The organism is Variovorax sp. GW821-FHT10D07, from assembly GCF_059415325.1.
Window position 1 is genome coordinate 117,607 of sequence record NZ_JBWKMZ010000010.1, and the last position, 22,394, is coordinate 140,000.

Annotated in this window: 22 protein-coding genes; 8 read left to right on the forward strand and 14 right to left on the reverse strand. The window is 69.2% G+C overall.

What is annotated here, in order from left to right:
- Positions 1-58 precede the first annotated feature (58 nt).
- Positions 59-577: a DUF4124 domain-containing protein gene (locus AC07PU_RS26385; RefSeq protein WP_495321505.1), complete on the forward strand. Its 519-nt coding sequence runs from the start codon at positions 59-61 to the stop codon at positions 575-577.
- A 15-nt stretch (positions 578-592) separates the two neighbouring features.
- Here AC07PU_RS26385 and AC07PU_RS26390 read toward each other — a convergent pair whose 3' ends face one another.
- The 6 genes from AC07PU_RS26390 to AC07PU_RS26415 form a co-directional block, all read right to left on the reverse strand.
- Positions 593-928, reverse strand: a complete 336-nt coding sequence (locus AC07PU_RS26390; protein ID WP_495321506.1) for an RnfH family protein — start codon at positions 926-928, stop codon at positions 593-595.
- A gap of 8 nt (positions 929-936) precedes the next feature.
- Positions 937-1,383 (reverse strand): type II toxin-antitoxin system RatA family toxin, encoded by a 447-nt coding sequence (locus AC07PU_RS26395; protein ID WP_203205969.1) that lies wholly within the window; start codon positions 1,381-1,383, stop codon positions 937-939.
- Positions 1,384-1,473: 90 nt separating this feature from the next.
- Positions 1,474-2,712, reverse strand: coding sequence for a dienelactone hydrolase family protein (locus tag AC07PU_RS26400; protein WP_495321507.1), 1,239 nt, complete (start codon positions 2,710-2,712; stop codon positions 1,474-1,476).
- Between the two features lie 50 nt (positions 2,713-2,762).
- Positions 2,763-3,230, reverse strand: a complete 468-nt coding sequence (locus tag AC07PU_RS26405) for a flavin reductase family protein (RefSeq protein ID WP_495321508.1) — start codon at positions 3,228-3,230, stop codon at positions 2,763-2,765.
- Positions 3,231-3,306: 76 nt separating this feature from the next.
- Positions 3,307-4,581, reverse strand: a complete 1,275-nt coding sequence (locus AC07PU_RS26410) for a styrene monooxygenase/indole monooxygenase family protein (RefSeq protein WP_495321509.1) — start codon at positions 4,579-4,581, stop codon at positions 3,307-3,309.
- 51 nt (positions 4,582-4,632) lie between these two features.
- Positions 4,633-5,421, reverse strand: coding sequence for an SDR family oxidoreductase (locus AC07PU_RS26415; RefSeq protein ID WP_495321510.1), 789 nt, complete (start codon positions 5,419-5,421; stop codon positions 4,633-4,635).
- Positions 5,422-5,553: 132 nt separating this feature from the next.
- Between AC07PU_RS26415 and AC07PU_RS26420 the strand changes: the two genes are divergently transcribed.
- The 7 genes from AC07PU_RS26420 (at position 5,554) to AC07PU_RS26450 (ending at position 11,521) form a co-directional block, all read left to right on the forward strand.
- On the forward strand, positions 5,554-6,552 hold the full coding sequence (locus AC07PU_RS26420; protein ID WP_495321511.1) for an AraC family transcriptional regulator: 999 nt from the start codon (positions 5,554-5,556) through the stop codon (positions 6,550-6,552).
- A gap of 85 nt (positions 6,553-6,637) precedes the next feature.
- Entirely contained in the window at positions 6,638-7,114 is a 477-nt protein-coding gene (gene smpB / locus AC07PU_RS26425) for an SsrA-binding protein SmpB (protein ID WP_057591776.1), read from the forward strand.
- A gap of 108 nt (positions 7,115-7,222) precedes the next feature.
- Positions 7,223-7,606, forward strand: a complete 384-nt coding sequence (locus tag AC07PU_RS26430) for a COG4315 family predicted lipoprotein (RefSeq protein ID WP_093341776.1) — start codon at positions 7,223-7,225, stop codon at positions 7,604-7,606.
- Positions 7,607-7,627: 21 nt separating this feature from the next.
- Positions 7,628-8,179 (forward strand): sigma-70 family RNA polymerase sigma factor, encoded by a 552-nt coding sequence (locus AC07PU_RS26435; protein WP_093341775.1) that lies wholly within the window; start codon positions 7,628-7,630, stop codon positions 8,177-8,179.
- A 4-nt stretch (positions 8,180-8,183) separates the two neighbouring features.
- Positions 8,184-9,002 (forward strand): anti-sigma factor family protein, encoded by an 819-nt coding sequence (locus tag AC07PU_RS26440; RefSeq protein ID WP_495321512.1) that lies wholly within the window; start codon positions 8,184-8,186, stop codon positions 9,000-9,002.
- Positions 9,003-9,081: 79 nt separating this feature from the next.
- Entirely contained in the window at positions 9,082-9,477 is a 396-nt protein-coding gene (locus AC07PU_RS26445) for a COG4315 family predicted lipoprotein (RefSeq protein ID WP_093341773.1), read from the forward strand.
- 115 nt (positions 9,478-9,592) lie between these two features.
- Complete coding sequence (locus tag AC07PU_RS26450) at positions 9,593-11,521, forward strand: hypothetical protein (protein ID WP_495321513.1); 1,929 nt, start codon at positions 9,593-9,595, stop codon at positions 11,519-11,521.
- 21 nt (positions 11,522-11,542) lie between these two features.
- Here the strand turns inward: AC07PU_RS26450 and AC07PU_RS26455 are convergent, their stop codons facing one another.
- The 8 genes from AC07PU_RS26455 to AC07PU_RS26490 all read right to left on the reverse strand — a co-directional run bounded on the left by AC07PU_RS26455 (position 11,543) and on the right by AC07PU_RS26490 (position 22,375).
- Positions 11,543-12,466, reverse strand: a complete 924-nt coding sequence (locus tag AC07PU_RS26455; protein WP_495321514.1) for a DMT family transporter — start codon at positions 12,464-12,466, stop codon at positions 11,543-11,545.
- Positions 12,467-12,482: 16 nt separating this feature from the next.
- The gene (gene typA, locus AC07PU_RS26460; protein WP_093341770.1) at positions 12,483-14,315 is read right to left on the reverse strand and encodes a translational GTPase TypA; all 1,833 of its coding nucleotides are present in this window, start codon (positions 14,313-14,315) and stop codon (positions 12,483-12,485) included.
- Entirely contained in the window at positions 14,312-15,268 is a 957-nt protein-coding gene (gene truB, locus AC07PU_RS26465; RefSeq protein ID WP_495321515.1) for a tRNA pseudouridine(55) synthase TruB, read from the reverse strand. The genes typA and truB overlap by 4 nt, the downstream gene beginning before the upstream one ends.
- 2 nt (positions 15,269-15,270) lie before the next feature.
- Positions 15,271-15,642, reverse strand: coding sequence for a 30S ribosome-binding factor RbfA (rbfA, locus tag AC07PU_RS26470; RefSeq protein WP_093341767.1), 372 nt, complete (start codon positions 15,640-15,642; stop codon positions 15,271-15,273).
- Between the two features lie 84 nt (positions 15,643-15,726).
- Positions 15,727-18,750, reverse strand: coding sequence for a translation initiation factor IF-2 (gene infB / locus AC07PU_RS26475; RefSeq protein WP_093341765.1), 3,024 nt, complete (start codon positions 18,748-18,750; stop codon positions 15,727-15,729).
- 24 nt (positions 18,751-18,774) lie between these two features.
- Positions 18,775-20,259 (reverse strand): transcription termination factor NusA, encoded by a 1,485-nt coding sequence (gene nusA, locus AC07PU_RS26480; RefSeq protein ID WP_093341763.1) that lies wholly within the window; start codon positions 20,257-20,259, stop codon positions 18,775-18,777.
- A 16-nt stretch (positions 20,260-20,275) separates the two neighbouring features.
- Complete coding sequence (gene rimP, locus AC07PU_RS26485; protein ID WP_093341761.1) at positions 20,276-20,920, reverse strand: ribosome maturation factor RimP; 645 nt, start codon at positions 20,918-20,920, stop codon at positions 20,276-20,278.
- 234 nt (positions 20,921-21,154) lie between these two features.
- Positions 21,155-22,375 (reverse strand): YbfB/YjiJ family MFS transporter, encoded by a 1,221-nt coding sequence (locus tag AC07PU_RS26490; protein WP_431508873.1) that lies wholly within the window; start codon positions 22,373-22,375, stop codon positions 21,155-21,157.
- Positions 22,376-22,394: the final 19 nt, after the last annotated feature.

A 22,394-nucleotide genomic window follows, 5' to 3' on the forward strand; every position in this document is an offset into this window, starting at 1 on the left:
CGGCGAAAACCAATCACTGCCTGTTGCAAAACGTAAGGCATCGCTAGACTTGCGCCCCATGAAGTTCCTGCTCAGCCTCCTGCTCGGATCGATCTGCCTGCTGCCCCTGGCCGCGGACGCCCAATGGCAATGGATCGACAAGAACGGCAAGAAGGTCTTCAGCGACCAGCCGCCGCCGACCGACATTCCCGAGAAGAACATCGTGCGTCGCGCCGGCCCGCCGGCGCGCACCGGCTCAGGCGTGGCGGCGCCCGAGGGCACGGCCACCACCGACAAGGGCGCCGAGGCACCGGCTGCGCCAGCCGCGCCCAAGGCGCCGACGGTCGACAAGGACCTCGAGGAAAAGACAAAGAAGGCCGAGGCCGACGAGAAGGCCAAGCAGGCGGCCGAGGCCGCGAAGCTGGTCAAGGCCAAGGCCGAGAACTGCAGCCGCGCCCGCGAGAGCAAGGCCACCATGGACAGCGGCATGCGCATCGCGCGCGTCAACGCCAAGGGCGAGCGCGAGATCCTCGACGACAACCAGCGCGTGGCCGAGCAGCGCCGGCTGCAGTCGGTGATCGACAGCGACTGCAAGTAAGCCGCGCCGAGCGGCTCAGTACCCCGCCTTGCCGCCCTTGCGCCGGTTCGCGAACAGCCCGGTGCCGCGCGCGCCCTGCTGCTGGAAGCGCTCGCGCCGCGCCACCTTCGGATCGACCTCGAGCGCGCGGCACAGCTCGACGCGGTCGCCGTCTTCGAGTGCATCGTCCCAATCGGCGGTCCGGCCCCAGATGCCGGGCGTCATCGTCTGGCGCCAATCGAGCGCGGAAAAGCGCTGCGCCAGGGTGCTGGCGCGGATCGCGTCATTCACGGTGGCGCCGGTGGGCAGGCGCAGCGGCTCCTCGAACACCTCGCGCGGCGCCGGCGAGCAGCTCAGGGTCACCTCGATCATCGGGGGCTTCAGGCTGCGCCGTAGACCTGCTCGGCGCGCTTGACGAAGGCCTCGACCAGGCTCGAGGCGATGGTGTCGAACACCGGGCCCACGAGGGCCTGCAGCGCGAAGTTGCTGAAGCCGTAGCTCAGGTGCAGCTCGACGCGGCAGGCGCGTTCGCCGCCCTCGCCCACCGGCACGAATTTCCAGTGGCCGTCGAGGTTGGAGAACGGCCCGTCGACCAGCTTGAGCTGCACCTCGCGGCCGGGCACGTGGGTGTTGCGCGTGGTGAAGCTCTGGTGCAGGCCCGCGAAGGCCAGGCCGACCTCGGCGGTCATGCCGGCCTCGTCCTGTTCGATGACGCGCGCCTTGTCGCACCAGGGCAGGAACTGGGGGTACTTCGCCACATCGGTGACCAGCGCGTACATCTCTTCGGCGCTGTACCAGATGAGAACGGACTTGTTGACTGTTTTCATTGAATCGGATCGAGAGACCGATTCATTGTAGGGAGCCTCCGTGGCTCCCTCCTCTCGCGGGACGGGAGCCCGCTCTCTAGTCCAGCCCTCTCAGCCCGAACGCGACCAGGCCGCCATCAGCGTGTTCGAGGGCTGCGTCTCGTCGAGCAGCTTGCGCGCGGTCTCGACGCCGGCCACCGGCAGGCCCTTCGGATCGAGCAGCCCCACCTGCACCAGCACGCTGGCCTGGTCCCAGTAGATGTGCTCGTGGTAGAGCTTGTCACCGCGGAACTTCACGATCGCCACCAGCGGAATCTCCACCGGCCTGCCCGTGGGCGCCACGCCCGGCAGCAGCCAGTCGATCTCGCAGGTATGGGTGAAGCTGAACAGGATCTCGTCGACGATCTGCGTCGCGCCCACCGTGCGCGAGATCGGCACCAGCCGCGTGTCGGGCGGATTGCTGTTCACGAAATGGTGCTGGTAGAAGCGGCTCAGCATCGCGTGCCCCACGCCGCCGGTCATGGTCGGGATGTGGTTGACGTAGGGCTCGGCCACCATGGTGGCCATGGTGTCGGCCACGTTGCGGGTGCCGAACTCGTACTCGCAGTGCTTGTCCCACAGCGCCGAGAAGTCGTAGTGCGGCCCCATCTCGCGGCGGAACGCGGCCACGCTGCGCTCGTGCGCCATCAGCGCCGAGGGCTTGTGGTAGTGGTCGCCGCCCAGCCGTGCGAAGGCATGGTCGACGCCCGGATAGACATAGAGCTCGCACCCAGGCCGCGCACCGAGCGTCTCGACGATGCGCGAGCGCGCCTCGGGCGGGCAGAAGCCGTCGAGCTCGGGGATGTGCAGCACCAGCCGGCCCTGGATGCGCTCGGCCTCCTCGAGCCGCTGCTCGATGCCCACGCCGTAGTAGCCCACGCAGACGTCGGCGTCGGTGCGGCAGGCCGCGAGGTAGGCGAGCTTGCCGCCCATGCAGAAGCCCAGCACGCCGGCCTTGCCCTGCTGCTCGGACAGCGAGCGCAACAGCGCCAGCGAAGCGGCCACGTCCTCGGTGCCCTTGTCCTCGTCGAAGCCCTTGTAGAGCGCGAAGGCCTTCTGCCAGTCGTCGGGCGCATAGCCGAGCTCGACCTCGGGCTGCTGGCGCCAGAACAGGTCGGGCGCGAGCACCACGTAGCCTTCTTCCGCGTAGTAGTCGGCCACCTGCCGCATGGTGGCGTTGACGCCGAAGATCTCCTGCGCCAGCACGATGCCGGGGCCCTTGCCCGAGGCCGGGGTGGCGAGGTAGGCGCGGAAGCTGCCGCTGCCGTCGATGGCCGGCACCTGCAGCCAGCGGCCCTTCTGAGCTGTCATGTCTTTCTCCTTGTTCCGAATCTCTGGATCGTGGGCGGTACGGCCGGCGCTCAGGCCGGCACGCACTCGTCGCGCAGGGTGGTGAACTGGCCGCAGGCATAGAGCAGCGGCAGCCCCTGCGCGTCGGTGATGCGCGCGGCCTTGACCTCGCCGATCAGCATCGCGTGGCTGTGCGCCACCATCATCTCGTCGACCACGCAGTCGAACACCGCGAGCGCGCCGCGCAGCACGGGCGCGCCGGTCACCAGCGTCTCCCAGTGCGCGGGATCGAAGCGCTCGCCGGCCTCGCCCTGGCGCGAGAAGGCCAGCGCCAGCGCCGACTGGTCGAGCGCGAGCAGGTTGACCGCCATGCGGCGGCTTTGCGCAATGGTGCGGAAGCTGCTGCCCTGCAGGTTGACGCAGGCCAGGATGCGCGCGGGCTCGGCCGAGAACGAGGTCACGGCCGTGGCCGTGAGGCCCACGGGCGTCTGCCCGTCGGTGCTCGTGACCACGGTCACGGCGCCGACCAGGCAGCGCATGGCGCGCCGGAAGTCGCCGCGCCCACGTTGGGTTCGCAGCGCAGCGACTCGATGGCCCGGAACTCGCCGCGCATGGTCAGGCCGCCTCCGGTTGCGGCGCCAGCGAGCGCAGGTAGGCGCTGCTCGCATCGGGCGTCATGAAGAACTCGGCGTAGTCGCGCGGATCGTTGAAGCCGTTGACGAAGCGCCCTGCCACGGCCGCGTTGCCCTGGGCCGCGCCCAGCACCTCGAGCACGTGCGGGGGCGGCGGCTGCAGCATCGCGTTGGTCCACTCGACGACGTGGCGCGCATAGCGCCAGTAGCCGTCGAAGGCCGACTGCATGAAGTCCGCGTCGAAGGCGCCCTCGCCCTGCGCGAGGATGGCGCGCAGGTAGGCATCGGCGCACTTGGCGGCGTTGTTCGAGCCCTGGCCGGTGATCGGGTCGTTGAGGCACACCACGTCGCCCATGCCGAGCACGGCGCGGCCCGAGGGCAGCCGCCCGACCGGCTTGCGCACCGTGGGCGCGAAGCGGCCGGCCAGGATGCCGTTGTCGTCGGTCAGGCGCACGTCGCGGCAACGTTCGGCCTCCCAGGGCGTGAAGGTGTCGAGGATCGACAGCGAGCGCTCGAGGTGCTGCGCGGGCGTCTTCACGTCGGCCCAGCAGTCCATCGGCCCGCCAGGCACGCCCTCGAACACCATGATTTCGCACGGTCCTGTCACGGTCAGCGCGGGGAACACGAAGTACTCGCCGACACCGGGGATCAGGTTGAAGTTGACGGCCGAGTACTCGGGGCGCGGCGTCATGCCGTGCACGTAGGTCAGGGCCAGCGCGCGCTGCGGCTTGTCGTAGGGCGAGCGCTGCGCGTCGCGCTCGAACATCTGTGCGATCTCGCCCTTGCCGGCGGCGACGATCACGAGGTCGTGCGACTGGGTCCAGCGCTCGAGGTCCTCGATGCCCGCGTCCTGGAACAGGATCTGTCCGCCGCGTTCCTCGAAGGTCTTCATCCAGGCCGGCACCTTCACGCGCTGGTCGACCGAACGCGCGGGCGCGTCGAGGCGGTGCGACCAGCCGAGCAGCTTCTCGCCGGGCTTCTCGGGATGCGGCACGGCGAAGCCGATGCCCTCGACCGGCGGGCAGGCGTCGGCCCATTGGTCGATGCCGAGGTCGCGCTCGATCTGCAGGCTGGCGTCGAACATGCACTGGCTCGACATCACGCGGCCGGTGCGGATGTCCTCGGCGCTGCGGTTCGAGACCACGGTCACCTCGTGGCCCTCGCGCTGGAGGCCCAGCGCCAGTTGCAGGCCCGACTGGCCCGCGCCGACGATCATGAAACGGCGCGGCTTGGCGCCCTGCGATGCGATGTTGCTCATGGGTATGCCTCGTTCGTGGGTGGGGTGATGAAAGGGATGCGCCGGCCGCCTTCAGGCCGCGAGCTTGGGAATGGCCGGCTCGCCCTGCTCCGGGCCCATGGCCGAGTAGCCGCCGTCCACGGCCCAGTCGGCGCCGGTGACGAACGAGGCCTTGTGCGAGCACAGGAAGGCCACCACGTGGCCGACCTCGACCGGGTCGCCGACGCGGCCGAGCATGTGGAAGGGCTTGGCCACCGCATCGGTCTTGGCGCGATCGCCGCCGGTGAGCTGGTCCATCACCGCCGACCAGGTCCAGCCCGGCGAGACGGAATTGACGCGCACGTTCATCGCCGCCAGGTCCAGCGCCATGTTGCGCGTGAGCTGCACCAGCGCGGCCTTGCTCACCGGATAGAGCCAGCGGCCGGTCTGGGCCACGCCCGAGGAGATCGAGGTGAAGTTGACGATGGCGCCGCCACCCGCGGCCTGCATGAAGGGCAGCGTGGCGCGCGCCATCATCACGGCCGAGACCACGTTGACGTCGAGCGCGGTCTGCCACTCGCCGCGCGGCGAGGCCAGGCCGTTGTCGAGGTAGCTGCAGGCCAGGTTCACGAGCGCGTGGATGCGGCCCTCGGCATCGGCCGCCTGCTCGACGCAGGCCTGCACGGCCGCGTCATCGGTGATGTCGGTGGCGATGAATTTCGCACCGATCTCGCGCGCCACCGCCTCGCCGCGCGCCACGTCGATATCGGCCAGCACCACGCGTGCACCGGCATCGCGCAGGCAACGGGCCACGCCCGCACCGATGAGGGTCGCGCCACCGGTGACGAGCACCGTCCTGTCCTGCAAGTCCTTGTCGCTCATGCCTTTTCTCCTGGTTGGTCCCGTTGTCAATTGCTTGCAGTTACTTTAGATTTGAAGGATTCAGACCCCAATCCGGATTGCGCAGCCGCTGTCCGCAAAACGCATTTATTCGCTGCCCCCACGCCGCCCCGCATGGAACACGCTGTCGCTGCATCGGCCTCGCTTCCCCTGTCGCGCTATGCCGTCATCGCCACGCCCGACCTCGACGAGGCGCGCGACGAGGTGGCGCGCATCTTCTGTCCGCACCGGCTGCACCTCGGGCACGGCAGCTCGCGCTTCGACGCGCGCCATCACGTCGCGCCGCTGGGCGACATCTCGCTGAACTACGTGCAGTACGGCGCCGAGGTCGAGATCGATCCCGGCTGCCTCGGCGACTTCTATCTGCTGCAGATCCCGCTCAGGGGCAACGCCCGCATCGAGTGGGCCGGCCAGAGCTTCACCTCCGATGCGCACCGGGCCTCGCTGGCCTCGCCGAGCCAGCCGCTGCGCATGCGCTGGGGCGACGACACGCCGCACCTGATCGTGAAGATCGGCAAGGCGGTGGTGCAGCGGCACTGGGAATCGCTGTGCGGCGAGCCGGCCGGCGCGCGGCCGCTCGAATTCGAGCCCGAGATCGCGCTCGACGAGGGCGCGGGCGCGAGCGTGAAGCACCTGGTCGAATTCCTCGCGCAGGAGCTCTCGTGCGGCCGCACGCCGCTGACCACGCCCTTCCTGGCCCAGGCCGAATCGGGCCTGATCCACACCCTGCTGGGCCAGTTGCCGCACAACCAGAGCGCGCGCCTGGGCGCCGAGCGCGGCGACGTCTCGCCGCGCGCGCTGCGCCGCGCCCGCGAGTACATCGAGGCCCACCTGCCCGATGCGCTCACGGTCGACGAGATCGCCTCGGCCAGCGGGCTGTGCGTGCGCAGCCTGCAGGTGGCCTTCCGCCAGCATGCGGGCCAGACGCCGATGGCCTACCTGCGCGAGCGGCGGCTGCTCGCGGTGCACGAGCGCCTGAGCGAGCCGGGGGCCGACACCACCGTGACCTCGGTCGCGCTGCAGTTCGGTTTCGCCCACCTCGGACGCTTCGCCCAGGACTACGCGCGCCGCTTCGGCGAATCGCCCCATCGCACGCTGCAGCGGCAGCGCTGAAGGCACCTGCTGCCACTTTCATAGAATCCACGCCCTGTGCATGCCGGGCGGTTGTCCGGGCGCCATGCGCCCCCAAATGACAACGATGGCCACCAAGAAACAAGACACCTCCTCCCGCATCGCCGACAACAAGAAGGCGGCGTACAACTATTTCTTCGAAGAACGCTTCGAGGCCGGCATGGTGCTGGAAGGCTGGGAAGTGAAGGCGCTGCGCGAAGGCAAGGTGCAGCTCACCGACGGCTACGTGGTGATCCGCGACGGCGAGATGTTCGTGCTGGGCTGCCAGATCAACCCGCTCAAGAGCGCCTCGACCCACGTGACGCCCGACTCGGTGCGCACCAAGAAGCTGCTGCTGCACAAGGAAGAGATCCGCCGCCTGACCGGCAAGGTCGAGCAGAAGGGCTACACCCTGGTGCCGCTGAACCTGCACTGGAAGGCCGGCAAGGTGAAGTGCGAGATCGCGCTGGCCAAGGGCAAGGCCGAGCACGACAAGCGCGACACCATCAAGGACCGCGAAGGCAAGCGCGAAGTCGAGCGCGCGATGAAGAGCCGCAGCCGCTGAGCCGCGGCGTTCGCGCTTTTTTTTGCGCGGCCATGGAATAAACGCGGCGCCGCGGGCGTTCATGCAGGTGTCGCCGGATCGTCCGGCGCCACAACCAGGAGCTCTTCCATGCCGCTGACCTCGCGCCGCCTTCCCTTCCTCGCCGCCACGCTGCTGGCCGCCGGTTTCCTCTCGCTGCCCGCCGCGGCCCAACCCAAGGCCGCCGACGGCGCCCTGGTCGGCCCCAACGGCATGACCCTCTACACCTTCGACAAGGACACGGCCGGCAACGGCAAGTCGGTCTGCAACGGCCAGTGCGCCACCAACTGGCCGCCATACATGGCGGCCGATGGCGACAAGGCCGCGGGCGACTTCAGCATCGTCACGCGCGACGACGGCAAGAAGCAGTGGGCCGCCAAGGGCTGGCCGCTGTACTACTGGATCAAGGACACGAAGCCCGGCGACAAGACCGGCGACGGCGTCAACGGCAGCTGGAAGACCGCCAAGCCCTGAGCCCGGGCCTTCCCGCCTTCCATGGACGCCCGCCAGCTCGCCCCGCACATTCCCGGCCTGCGCCGCTATGCGCGCGCGCTGACCGGCAATGCCTGGGCGGCCGACGACCTGGTGCAGGACACGCTCGAGCGTGCTTGCAGCAAGTGGCGGCTGTGGGTGGCGGGCAGCGACCTGCGCGCCTGGCTGTTCGCGATCATGCACAACCTCTTCGCGAGCCAGGTGCGCCGCGCGCCGCCGCCGCATGCGGCCGTGTCGCTCGACGAACTGCCGCCCGAACAGCAGGGCGGCGTCGATCCCGGCCGCGACCACGGCGTGCGCCTCGACCTGCAGCGCTGCCTGCTGCAGCTGCCGGAAGAGCAACGCGCCGTGCTGTTGCTGGTGACGCTCGAAGACCTGTCCTATGCCGAGGTCGCGAAGGTGCTCGGCATTCCGCTGGGCACCGTGATGTCGCGGCTGTCGCGCGCCCGCGTGCGGCTGCAGGAACTGCTCGACGGCGCGGCCGTAGCCGGCACGTCGGCGGGCACACTGGCGGGCAGTGCGGCCCCGCGCCCCGGCCTGCGCCGCCTCAAATAACGCCATGAACCGCCCCGCCCCGCCCCCTTCCGACGACGACCTGCACGCCTGGGTCGACGGCCAGCTCGCGCCCGAGCGCCGCGCCGCCGTCGAGGCCGCGCTGGCCGACGATCCGGCCCTCGCGGCCCGGGTCTCGCTCTGGCAGGCACAGCGCGACACGCTGCGGCAACTGCATGCCGAGCTGCTCCATGAACCCGTGCCGGCCCACCTGTCGGCCGTGCTCGAACGCGAGGCCGCGCCGCGCGACGGCTGGTGGCGCTGGGGCGGCATCGCGGCCGGCCTGTTGATCGCCTTCGGCGCCGGCTGGCTCGGCAATGCCCAATGGAGCGCCACCCAGCGCCCGGGCACCGCGCTGGCGCGTGCGCCGGCGGTGCGCGAATTCGTCCATGCGGCCTCGCTCGCGCACCAGGTCTACACGCCCGAGAAACGCCATCCGGTCGAGGTGGCCGCGGCCGAGCAGCAGCACCTGGTGCAGTGGCTGTCGCGGCGGCTCGACCGGCCACTCAAGGTGCCGGACTTCTCGACCCTGGGCTACACGCTGGTCGGCGGCCGGCTGCTGCCCGGCGAGAACGGCGCCCGGGCCCAGTTCATGTTCGAGGATGCGGCCGGCGAGCGCGTCACGCTCTATGTCGGCCAGCTCGATCCCAAGACCGCGGGCGCCAAACCGGCCCCCGCGCCCGAGACCGCCTTCCGCTTCGCCACCGAGGGCGCCGTGCCCAGCTTCTACTGGGTCGACCAGGGTTTCGGCTACGCGGTGGCCGGCCGGCTGCCGCGCGAGACCCTGATGAAACTGGCGACGCTGGCCTACCGGGATCTGTCTTGAGCGCGGCATACACTCGGCCGGTTCGCGCATGCATTCCCTCATTTCCATGTTCGCGATCACTCAACGAAGGAGAAACTGCATGAAATTGCTCAGCGCCTCGATCCTCGCGGCCGCCCTGCTCGCCGGCTGCGGCAGCATGTCCAACCAGAGCGCCAGCGCGCCCGACACCCCGACGCGCACCGCCGACGGCGTGCTCGTCGGCCCGAACGGCATGACGCTCTACACCTTCACCAAGGATGCCGCCGGTTCGGGCACCTCGGCCTGCAACGGCCAGTGCGCGACCAACTGGCCGCCGCTGGGCGTGGCCGAAACCGCCCGGCCGATGGGTGGCTACACCATCATCATCCGCGAGGACGGCAAGCGCCAATGGGCCTACAAGGGCTGGCCGCTGTACTACTGGGCCAAGGACGCCAAGCCGGGCGACAAGACCGGCGACGGCTTCGCCAACGGCGCCTGGAAGCTCGCGCGTCCCTGAGACCGCGCTCGTCACCCTGGGGCTCGCGCCCGGGTGATCCACGCCACGAAGGCGGCCCGCAACGGCCGCCTTTTTCGTTTCCGGGCCCGGCGCGCACAGACGGCAGAATGGCCCGATGCCTTCGAATGCCAATCTCGACGCCTTCGCCGCCCTGCTCCCCCTGGGGCTGATCACCGACGAACAGCACGATGCCGTGCTGGCCCACCCCGGCTTCCCCACGCTGGCGCCGCTGCCGAGCCCGGCCCATGCGCTGGACTGGATGCAGCAGCAGGGGCTGATCGACCCGGTGGCCTCGCACGTGCTGCGCATCCAGCTCGATCGGCGCGTCGAGCGCAACGAGCTCGACCGCGGCACGCGCGACGAGGCCGTGGAGGTCGCCGAGCAGGCCGAGGCGCTGCACCGGCTCGGCGAGCGCGGCATCGTGCGCGAGGCCGTGCTCGCGCTGCACGCGGACGGCCGCATCGACGCCGAGGCGCGCGACGAGGCACTGGAGCGCGTGCCGGTCAGCGGCGCCGCTCCCGACCCCGAGGCCGCGCACGCCTGGCTCGATCCCGAGCCCTTCGAGGCGCTGGTTCTCCAGGGCCTGGTCGACGCGCCCCGGCTCGCCGCCGCGCGCGCCCATCCCGAATACGCGAGCCTGCCCAAGCCGCCGACGCCGGCCCATGCCTATGCCTGGATGCGGCTGCGCGGGCTGCTGCCGGCCGAGAACGAGGACCAGGATGCGCTGATCGAGCGCATCGTCGCGACCCACGGCGATTCGATGGCCGAGGACGCGGAGGACACGCTCGACGAATCCGACGAACTGCTCGAGGCCGGCGCGCTCGGCCTCTCGCATACGGTGGTGCAGGCGCTGCGCGACGACGGCCTGCTCGACGCCGAAGACCTCGAGGAGGCGCTGCCGTGGGTGCCGCTGGTGTCCGACCAGCGCGCCGACCCGGCCACCGCCCTCGCCTGGCTGGTGACCGACGGCTGGCTCGAGGAAGAACGCTTCGAGGCCATCGCCGCGCGCGTGGAGGCCGAGCCGGCCTTCGTCGGCGCGGACGAGCGGCGGCAGATCGTCGCGCGGGCGCGCGAACGCATCGCGGCCGAGAACGCGAGCTCGAAGGTCATGGCGCGCAAGCGCTCGACGGGGCTGCGGCCTCCGCGCTGGCTCGGCGTGCTCGCGGTGACCGCGATGATCGGCGCGGCGGCCGCGTACCTGTGGAAGCTGAACGGCCTGCCGGCCTGCAACAGCGACCTGGCGCGGCGCGAGCTCGGCGGCCTGGTATCGAGCACCAGCAACGACGAGCGGCTGCGCTCCGAGCCCGGCGTCGAGGCCCGCGTGAGCGCGCTGCACGAGATCGGCTTCCTCAAGGCCGACAACGTGCGCGGCTGCCTGGCCACGCTGTCGCGCGACGGGAAGACCGAGACCATCGGTTTCACCATCGGGTCCGACAGCGGCGGCTCGAGCGGCGACACGGTGGTACGCGGCGCCGAGGCGGCGATCGTCGAGGCGCGCTTCGGCGCGCTCGATGCCGAAGGCCGCCCGCAGCACAACGCCGAGCCGGTCGGCCGGCTGGCGCTCGCGGACGCGCTGCGCGAAGGCGTGGACAACCTGGAAGCGCGCATGCGGGCGCCAAAGAACCTGCAGGAACGACTGCGCGCGCTGCGCGAAGCGCCGCTCATGGCGATCGATCCGGACCCCAGGCTCCCGCTGACCGAGGTCGAACCCGCCGGCGCCTGCCAGGCCGGGGACGGGCAGCAGCAGGTCTGCCCGGTGGTGATGGTCTACGACGACCGCCGGCTCGGCGCGCTCGGCGGCGTGCAAGCCAGCAATGCCGCGTCGCTGCCGCTGCGCGCCGAGATCACGCTGGCGCCCGACGACACCGGCATCTGGCGCGTGGCCGGCGATTTCGAACGCAGCTTCGCGATGGCGGTGGTCGAGGCGCGGCTCACGAAACAGGGCGTGAGCGATGCCGCGCTGGGACCGCTCGAACTGCCCGAGCCGCCGCCACCCCCGCCGACGCTCGTGATGCCGAAGCTGCCGCCGCCCAAGACGCGATAACCCGCGCGCCGATTGGCACGCTCAGTGCGCGCCCGGCACGGCCTGGTCGGCCACCGTCGTGCGCCGCCCGCGCAGCGCCAGCAGCTCGTTGAACAGCAGCGCGCCGATCACCATGGCGCCGCCGGTCAGCACGCTGGGAGCCGGTTTCTCGTTCGCGCCGAGCCAGGCCAGCGCGATGCCGAAGATCACCTCGAGCAGGGCCAGCAGCGCCACCTCGGGCGCCTTCAGCACGCTGGCGCAGAGCACCGACAGCACGCAGGGGATCGCGAGCTGGAACAGGCCGAGAAAAGCCAGCAGGCCGAGGTCGTGCGCGCTGGCGCGGAACGGCATGGCCAGCGGCAAGGTGGCGAGCGTGCACAGCACGGCGCCGATCAGCACCGCGGGCACGAGGTCGATGCGCTGGCCCTTGGCCTGCGCATGCTGCACCACGGTCCAGTTGGCGGCGCCGGCCAGCGGCACGCACAGCGCCACCAGCGTGCCCAGCAGCGATCCGCCCGCACCACCGAGCAGCTGCGCGCCGTACATCCATCCGATGCCCAGCCCCGCCACCACGATGGCGAGCCAGGTGCGCGCCGGCAGCTTGTGGCCGATGAACAGCCGCGCCGCGAGCGCGGTGAGCAGCGGCCCGAGCGACATGGTGACCAGCACGCTCGCGGTGGACGCCAGCGTGAGCGCCACCATGAAGGCCGTGAACATCACGGCCCAGCACAGGCCCGAGATCCAGAGCTCGCGCCCGCCGGCCAGCAGCGCGCGGAACACCTTCGGCCCGCGCCACAGCGGCAGGATGGCGCACAGCGACAGCACGGTGAACAGGCCGCGCCAGAAGGTGATCTCGAAACTGTGCGCGCCCTCGAGATGGCGCGTGACCATGCCCGCCGTGCCCCACATCAGGGTCACGGCCACCATCAGCACCACGGCGCCGCCGTGGGTCAGGTGCAGGGGCATGGCGCGGAGGCGGTCCTCAGACGGCCGATTCGCGGCTCGCGCGCTTGCGCTCGTGTTCCTTCAGGAAGCGCTTGCGCAGGCGCACGCTCTTGGGCGTGATCTCGACCAGCTCGTCGTCCTCGATGAACTCGACGCCGTATTCGAGCGTGAGGTCGATCGGCGGCGTGATCTTGATCGCGTCTTCCTTGCCCGAGACGCGGAAGTTCGTGAGCTGCTTGGTGCGGGTGGCGTTCACCACCAGGTCGTTGTCGCGGCTGTGGATGCCGACGATCATGCCTTCGTACACCGGATCGTTCGCCTTCACGAACATGCGGCCGCGGTCGTCGAGCTTGCCGAGGGCGTAGGTGAAGATTTCACCGTCGTCCATCGAGATCAGCACGCCGTTCTTGCGGCTGCCGATCTCGCCCTTGTGCGGCTCGTAGCTGTCGAAGATGTTGCTGATCAGGCCCGAACCGCGCGTCAGGTTCAGGAATTCGTTGGTGAAGCCGATCAGGCCACGCGCCGGGATGCGGTACTCGAGGCGCACGCGGCCACGGCCGTCCGGTTCCATGTTGACCAGTTCGCCCTTGCGCTCGCCCAGGGCCTGCATCACGCCGCCCTGGTGTTGCTCTTCGATGTCGGCCGTCACCAGCTCGATCGGCTCGTGCTTCTCGCCGTTGACGTTGCGGAACACCACGCGCGGCTTCGAGACGGCCATCTCGTAGCCTTCGCGGCGCATGTTCTCCAGCAGGATGGTCAGGTGCAGTTCGCCGCGACCCATGACTTCGAACACGCCTTCTTCGTCGGTCTCGTTCACGCGCAGCGCCACGTTGTGCTGCAGTTCCTTCTGCAGGCGGTCCCAGATCTGGCGGCTGGTGACGTACTTGCCTTCGCGGCCGGCCAGCGGGCTGGTGTTGACGCAGAAGTTCATGGTCAGCGTGGGCTCGTCGACCTTGAGCATCGGCAGCGGCGCCGGGCTCGCGGGGTCGGTCACGGTGACGCCGATGCCGATGTCGGCGATGCCGTTGATCAGCACGATCTCGCCCGGGCCGGCTTCGGTGGCCTGCACGCGGTCCAGGCCCTGGAAGGTCAGCACCTGGTTGATGCGGCCCTTGACGGACTGGCCGTCCGGGCCTTCCATCACCAGCACGTCCATCATCGGCTTCAGCGTGCCCTGGCTGATGCGGCCCACGCCGATGCGGCCGACGAAGGTCGAGAAGTCGAGGGCCGAGATCTGCAGCTGCAGCGGCGCGGCCGGGTCGCCCTTCTGCGAGGGCACGTGCTTCAGGATGGTGTCGAACAGGGCCGACATGTCGGGACCCCACTGCTCGCCGGGCGCGCCCTCTTCGAGCGAGGACCAGCCATTGATGCCCGAGGCGTAGACCACGGGAAAGTCGAGCTGTTCGTCGGTCGCGCCGAGCTTGTCGAACAGGTCGAAGGCGGCGTTGACCACCTTGTCGGGGTTGGCGCCGGGCTTGTCGACCTTGTTCACCACCAGGATCGGCTTCAGGCCCAGGGCCAGTGCCTTCTTGGTCACGAAGCGCGTCTGCGGCATCGGGCCTTCCTGCGCGTCGATCAGCAGCACCACGCCGTCGACCATCGACAGCGCGCGTTCCACTTCACCGCCGAAGTCCGCGTGGCCGGGGGTGTCGACGATGTTGATGTGCGTGCCCTGCCAGGTCACGGCGCAGTTCTTCGCCAGGATCGTGATGCCACGTTCCTTTTCGATCGCGTTGTTGTCCATCACCGTGTCGACGACCTTCTCGTGCTCGGCGAAGGTGCCCGATTGGCGCAGCAGCTGGTCGACCATCGTGGTCTTGCCATGGTCCACGTGGGCAATGATGGCGATATTGCGGATTTGCTTGGTCATGGTGTCGCTTCGGTCTGTGGTGCGTTCAAAAGAATTTGCTGGATTTCGATGGGGTTCAGCAAGCGCCCCGGGATCAGTTCATGGGCGGCCACGTGGGCCGTGCCGAGGAAGGCCGGGGGCGATTCGCCGAACACCGCGACCCGGGCCGCATCGGCCCACGGCCCGCGCCGACGCAGGCCGGACAGAAAGCGCCCTGCATCCTCGCTGCCCAGCGTGACGATCGTGTGGCCCTCGACCAGGCATTCGGCAGGCAACAACCGCGCCAGCCGCTCGTCCTCGTCCATGGCCTCGAGGGCCTCGAGCGTGATGCACTGGGCCGCCACGAAGCCGCCGGTGGCGGTGCGGCGCAGCGAGCTCAGGTGGGCGCCGCAGCCCAGCGCCTCGCCGATGTCCTCGCCCAGGGTGCGGATGTAGGTGCCCTTGCTGACCGAGGCCTCGATGCGGATGGCATCGGCCGCGGTCTGCGCGATCTTCAGCGCGTGGATGACGACGTCGCGCGGCGCGCGCTCGACCTCGATGCCCTCGCGCGCGTATTCATAGAGCGCCTTGCCGTCCTTCTTGAGCGCGCTGTGCATCGGCGGCACCTGGCGGATCGGGCCGGTGTAGAGCGCCTCGGCGCGCGCCAGGTCCTCGGCCGTGACCTGGACCGGGCGTTCGGCGATCACCTCGCCCTCGGCATCGCCGGTGGCGGTGCGGATGCCCAGCCGCGCGGTGGCGAGGTAGGTCTTGTCGGCGTCGAGGTGCAGCTGGCTGAACTTGGTGGCCGCGCCGAAGCACAGCGGCAGCACGCCGGTGGCCAGCGGATCGAGCGTGCCGGTATGGCCCGCCTTCTCGGCGCGCAGCAGCCACTTGGCCTTCTGCAAGGCCTGGTTGCTGGACAGTCCCAGCGGTTTGTCGAGCAGCAACACCCCATGCACAGGGCGCCGCTGCACCCTTGTGCGTGGCGCATTCATGGCTAGTCGTCTTTCGAACGCGAAGCGACGGCCTGCGCAATCAGCGCGTTCATGTCGGCGGCACGCTCGGTGGTGCGGTCGAACACGAAGTGCAGCGTGGGCACGGTGTGGATGTGCAGGCGCTTGAACAGGCCGTTGCGCAGGAAGCCCGCGGCCTGGTTGAGCGCTTCGGTGGTCTCGTCCACGTCGCCGGTGAGCAGGCTGAAGAAGATCTTCGCGTGCGCATAGTCGGGCGTGACTTCCACCGCCTGCAACGTGACCATGCCCACGCGCGGGTCCTTCAACTCGCGCGCGATCAACTCCGTCAGATCGCGCTGGATCTGATCGGCGACCTTGAAGGCGCGGTTGGGAGTGGCGGCTTTTCTTTTGGGCATTGGCGAATGCGGAAGCGTTCCCGGATGTGGAAAGCGCAGATCGCGAAGCTTGGCGCTTCACGACCTGCGCGTTCGACCGTCCGTTTACAGCGTCCGGGCGATCTCCTTGATTTCGAAGAACTCGAGCTGATCGCCCTCTTTGATGTCGTTGTAGTTCTTGAGCTTGATACCGCACTCGAAGCCTTCGCGCACTTCGCGGACATCGTCCTTCATGCGCTTGAGCGAGTCGACTTCGCCGGTGTAGACCACCACGTTGTCGCGCAGCAGACGGAAGTGCGAGCTGCGGGTGACATAGCCCGAGGTGACGTACGAGCCGGCCACGGTACCGATCTTCGAGGCCACGAACACCGTGCGGATCTCGGCCGAGCCGATGATTTCCTCGCGGCGCTCCGGCGCCAGCATGCCCGACATGGCGACCTTGATCTCGTCCACCGCGTCGTAAATGATGCTGTAGTAGTTGAGCTGGACACCATTGCCCTCGGCCAGCTTGCGCGCGCCGGCATCGGCCCGCACGTTGAAGCCGATCACCACCGCCTTCGACGCGATCGCGAGGTTGATGTCGCTTTCGCTGATGCCGCCCACGCCCGCATACACCACCTGCACCTTGACCTCGTCGGTCGCGAGCTTGAGCAGCGATTGCGCGAGCGCTTCCTGCGAGCCCTGCACGTCGGCCTTGATGATGATGCGCAGCGTCTGCACTTCGCCCGCCGACAGGTCGGTGAACATGTTCTGCAGGTTCGCGGCCTGCAGCTTCGCCAACTTGGTGTTGCGGAACTTGCCGGCACGGTAGGTGGCGATTTCGCGCGCACGGCGCTCGTCGCTCATCACCATGAACTCGTCGCCGGCCTGCGGCACTTCGGTCAGGCCCTGGATCTCGACCGGGATCGACGGACCGGCCGTCTTGGTCGGCTTGCCGTCCTCGTCGAGCATGGCGCGCACGCGGCCATAGGTCGAGCCGGCCAGCACCACGTCGCCGGTCTTGAGCGTGCCGGACTGAACCAGCACGGTCGCGACCGGGCCGCGGCCCTTGTCGAGCTGCGCTTCGATGACCAGGCCCTTGGCTGCGGCATCCACCGGCGCCTTGAGTTCCAGCACTTCGGCCTGCAGCAGCACCTGTTCGAGCAGGTCGTCGATGCCCTGGCCGGTCTTGGCCGAGACACCGACGAACGGAACGTCGCCGCCGTACTCTTCGGGCACCACCTCTTCGGCCACCAGTTCCTGCTTCACGCGGTCCAGGTTGGCATCGGGCTTGTCGATCTTGTTGATCGCGACCACGATCGGCACACCCGCCGCCTTCGCGTGCTTGATGGCTTCCTTGGTCTGGGGCATGACGCCGTCGTCGGCCGCCACCACCAGGATCACGATGTCGGTGGCCTGCGCACCGCGGGCACGCATGGCGGTGAACGCCTCGTGACCCGGGGTGTCGAGGAACGACACCATGCCGCGTTCGGTTTCCACGTGGTAGGCACCGATGTGCTGCGTGATGCCGCCGGCTTCGCCCGCGGCCACCTTGGCGCGGCGGATGTAGTCCAGCAGCGAGGTCTTGCCGTGGTCGACGTGACCCATGACGGTCACGACCGGTGCGCGCGGCAGGGCTTCGGCGGTTTGCGCCGACACGTCCTCGTCGGTGAAGGCTTCGGGATCGTCGAGCGCGGCAACCACCGCGTTGTGACCCATTTCCTCCACCACGATCATCGCGGTGTCCTGATCGAGCGCCTGGTTCATCGTGGCCATCTGGCCCAGCTTCATCAGCTGCTTGATCACCTCGGACGCCTTGACCGACATCTTGTGCGCGAGCTCGGACACCGTGATGGTTTCCGGCACGTGCACCTCGATGATGCGGGCCTCGACCGGTGCTGCCGGTGCGTGCTGCTGGTCGTCGTGGCCACGGTCGTTGCCGCGGCGTCCGCGCGGACCGCCGCGCCAGTTGCCACGGCCCACGCCGCCGCTCGCGTCGCCGCGGGTCTTGATTTCCTTCTTCTTGGCGGTGTCCCCGGCCCAGCTCGAGGAGAGCTTGGCCGATTTCACTTCCTTGCCGGCGGCACCGCCGGCAGGCGCGGCCGCAGCACCCGGCGCGGCCGGAGCTCCGGCGCGGGCCGCGGGCGCGGTCGGCTTGTGCAGCGTGCCCTTGACGCCACCGGCGGGCTTGACCTCGGCCACCGGCTTCTCGACCTTGTGCGGCACCAGCACGCGGGCCGGTGCATTCATCATGGCGCGGATGGCCTCGGCTTCGGCCAGGGCCTTGCGGCGGCGCTCGTCGAGGTCGCGCGCACGCGCGGCTTCCTCGTCGGCACGGGCCTTGGATTCGGCGGCGGCCTTGGCCTTCGCGTCTTCCTTGGCCTGCGTGGCGGCGGCCTGGGCCGCGGCCTTGGCCTCGGCGGCCTGCTTGGCGGCGACGACCTGCGCTTCCGCGGCTTCCTTCAGCGCGGCGACTTCGGCCTCGGCCTTGGCGGCGCTGTTGGCGGAGCTGCGGGCGACCGGCTTGGCCGCTTCGGCGGCCGTTTCGGCCTTCTTCTGGGCTTCCTGGCGAGCTGCCTGCGCGGCTTCCTGGCGTGCCTGCTCGGCCTGTTCGGCCTGCTCGGCGCGTTCGACCTTCTCGCGTTCGCGCGCTTCGGTTTCCTCGCGCTGGCGACGCTTCTCGGCCAGCTCTTCTTCCTGGCGACGGATCAGCTCGGCCTGGCGGCGGGCTTCCTCCTCGCGGCGGGCGAGTTCGGCTTCATCGATGCGCGGCGCGGCCGGCTCGGCCGGCGCGGCGACGGGCGCGGCGGCAACCGGTGCCGGGGCCTCGACGGCACCCGCGGGGCCTTCGTCGCGCTGGATGAAGGTGCGCTTCTTGCGCACCTCGACCTGGATCGTGCGGGCGCGACCGGTGGCGTCGGCCTGCTTGATCTCGCTGGTCGACTTCTTGGTCAACGTGATCTTCTTGCGCTCGGGCTCGACAGTGCCGTGGCTGGCCTTCAGGAAACCGAGCAGGCGCTGCTTGTCCGACTCGGTCAGCGCGTCGCTGGCGGCCGCTTTGGGCACACCGGCGCTGCGAAGCTGATCGAGCAAGGTTTCGGGAGTCTTCTTGAGTTCATTCGCGAACTCGGCGACAGTGGTACTGGACATATTCGTTTCGTGCCTCCATGACCATCACTCTTGGCCAGCGAACCAGTGTTCGCGGGCCTTCAAGATGAGGGTTTTGGCGTCATCGGCGCTCAGGCCGGTGATCTCGGTGAGTTCATCGACCGCGAGGTCGGCCAGGTCGTCGCGGGTGTTCACCCCCGCCTCGGCCAGCTTCGGAATCAGGTCGGGGTTCAGGCCTTCGAGGTCGCGCAGATTCTGCGAGACGGTATCGACGCCCTCTTCCTTGGCGATTTCCATGGTCAGCAGCGCATCCTTGGCACGCGAGCGCAGTTCGTTGACCGTGTCTTCGTCGAAGGCTTCGATCTCGAGCATCTCGGAGATCGGCACGTAGGCCACTTCCTCGAGGCTGGTGAAGCCCTCGGAGATCAGGATGTCCGCGATTTCCTCGTCGACGTCGAGCTTCTCCATGAACAGGCGGCGCGCGGCGTCGGTTTCGTTCGCCTGCTTCTGGGCCGACTCGTTGGCGTCCATGATGTTGATCTTCCAGCCGGTGAGCTCGGAAGCCAGACGCACGTTCTGGCCGCCACGGCCGATCGCGATCGCGAGGTTTTCCTCGTCAACCACCACGTCCATGGCGTGCTTTTCCTCGTCCACCACGATGGACGACACGTTGGCCGGCGCCAGGGCGCCGATCACGAATTGGGCCGGATCCTCGCTCCACAGCACGATGTCCACGCGCTCGCCGGCGAGCTCGTTGGTCACGGCGTTGACGCGCGTGCCGCGCACGCCGACGCAGGTGCCGATCGGATCGACGCGCTTGTCGTGCGAGAGCACGGCGATCTTGGCGCGCGAACCGGGGTCGCGGGCGCAGCTCTTGATCTCGAGCAGGCCCTGTTCGATCTCGGGCACTTCCTGGCGGAACAGCTCGATCATGAACTCGGGGGCCGAGCGCGACAGGATGATCGGAGCGCCGCGCAGCGTCAGGTCGACCTCCATGATCATGGCGCGCACGCGGTCGCCGTTGCGCAGGTTTTCCTTGGCGATCATCTCGCTGCGGCGCAGGCGGCCTTCGACGCGACCGGCCTCGACGATGATGTCGCCCTTGTCCAGGCGCTTGACAGTGCCCACGAAGATCTTGTCGCCGCGCGACATGAAGTCGTTGAGCAGCATCTCGCGCTCGGCGTCGCGGATCTTCTGCAGGATCACCTGCTTGGCGGCCATGGCGCCGATGCGGCCGATCGGCACCGAGTCCACCGATTCCTCGATGTACTCGTCGACCTCGATGTCGGGCATCTCTTCCTTGGCCTCGAACAGCAGGATTTCCTGGTCGGGCTGCTGCAGGCCGGCTTCGTCGGGCACCACGTGCCAGCGACGGAAGGTCTCGTAGTCGCCGCTGTCGCGGTCGACGGCGACGCGGATGTCCACCTCGCCCTGGTACAGCTTCTTGGTGGCCTGCGCCAGCGCGGACTCGACCGCGCCGAAGACGACGTCACGCTCGACGTTCTTCTCGCGCGAGATCGCATCCACCAACATCAACATTTCGCGATTCATGCCACCACTCCTCTAGTCAGTCCGGAACCTTTGTTCCGCCAATGTCCTGCGAGCCCTGACGGGCCCTGGGCTTGCGCCCCTTGAAATCCACGATGGGTGCCAGCCGCGCTTCGCGCAGCTCGTCCAGCACGAAGCCCAGCGCCTGCAACGGCGCCGGCGCGCGCTTCCTGCTGACTTTCTGACCCGGCTTGGGCTCCGGCTCGTCGCTCCAGACGATCTGCCAACCCTGAGGGCCGTCGGCCCCTTCCGCCTGTGCGGCCCGCTCGAGCGTGCCGCGAAACTTCTTGCGATTGGCCGACACCTGGCCGGCCGCCGCCTCGCCGATCGGCGCCTTCAGCGTGATGTCGATCACCTCGCCCTCGAAGCGCTCGAAATCCTTCTCGTGGCGCAGCGGACGGTCGATACCCGGCGAGGACACCTCGAGCCGCTTGTAGTCGGCGCCATCCACCTCGAGCGCGAACTGGAGCTGTCGCGTGACCTTCTCGCAGTCCTCGACCGTGACGAAGGGCTCGGGCGTGCCGGCGGCGAGAGCCTCCGATGTGGGGGCCGTCCACGGCAAATCAATCGTCACGCGCAGCAATCCTCCCGCCGAGCGTTCGATCTCGACCAGGTCGTAGCCGAGACCGGCCACGGTTTGTTCCACTGTCTGCTGCAATGCCACGTGTTCGAAGGTGCCTTTTATTCAGTCAACGATGCGCAGGACCCGCCCGCCAGGTACCGCGCAATCGATAAAAAATCCGTGAGAAACCGGGTCTTGCCCAGCAATCCGAGAACGGATGGACCAAAAAAAACGGGCGGTTGGTACCCGCCCGTTTGGTCGTGAGCCTCGAATTATATGCCACTTCTGTGATAAATGAAGGGGCACTTCTGCAAGCGAGCCACACCCGTGCACGGCTCAGGGCGTGGCGGCCCTTTCGCGGGCGGCGGCGACGCGCCTGGAACGCGCCCAGACGGCCGCGAAAAGCACCGCGCCCAGCGCCAGCGCGGCCGCCGCCACCAGCAGCGGGATCTGGAACGAACCGGTGCGCTGCGCCAGCGGCGCCGCGAACAGCGGGCCGATGATCTGTCCCACGCCGTACGAGGCGGTGGCATAGCCGATCAGCCCGGCCGCCGCGTTGCCGCGCAGCCGGCGCGCGTCGCGCACCGCGAACAGCGTGATGGCGGTGAACGGCATGCCCAGCAGCAGGCTGCCGAGCGCGAAGCCGACCACGCTGGGCCAGGCCACCGACAGCACCACCCCGACCGCCTGCAGCGCATAGGCGATCGCCAGCAGCAGCCGGTTGTCCCAGTGCACCGGCGCGCGCGCGCCGATCAGGGCGCCCGGGATGATGGCCGCGCCGAACAGCGGCCAGAAATAGTCGGGCCAGAACGAACCCGGCAGCGCCTGGCGCGCGATCACCGGCAGGAAGGTGGCGGTGATGATGTAGCCGAAGCCCGCCAGCCCGTAGAGCGCCACCAGCCAGAGGGCGTCGGCGCGCGCCGCGGCCGAGTCCTGCGCGCTCGGCGCCGCGACCGGCGCCGGCGCCGCACCGCCGGCCACGGCCTGCTCGCCATCGTTGAAGACCCGCCAGATCACCGCGATCAGCACCAGCGCCAGCAGGCCCAGGCCGATCCAGCCGGTTTCCGATCCCCAGCGGCCGAGTGCCCCGCCCAGCAGCCCCGTCATGGCGATGCCGACGCCCGGGCCGGTGTAGATCACGCCACCGAGCGCCGGCGAGCGGGTTTCGGCCAGCCGGCGCAGGCCCCAGCTCGAGGCGAACACGAAAACCCAGGCGCTCATCACGCCGGCCGCCGCGCGCAGCACGCCCCAGGCACCGAAGCTGTGCAAGAGCCCCATGCCGATCAGCAGCACGGCGGTGGCCAGCAGGCCGCCGCGCACCATGGTCTTGGCGCGCACGCCGATGGCGGCACAGCTCACCGCGCCGACGAAATAGCCGAGGTAGTTGAGCGAGGCCAGCAGCCCGCCGGCCTCGAGCTCGAGCTTGCCCTCGTGCAGCATGATCGGCAGCATCGGCGTGAAGGCGAAGCGCCCCAGCCCCATGGCCACCGCCAGCGTCACCATGCAGGCGAGCGCCGCCCGCCAGGCGCCGCGCCTGTCTTGTCCGATTTCCGACATCTTTTCGCGCAATGCTCGT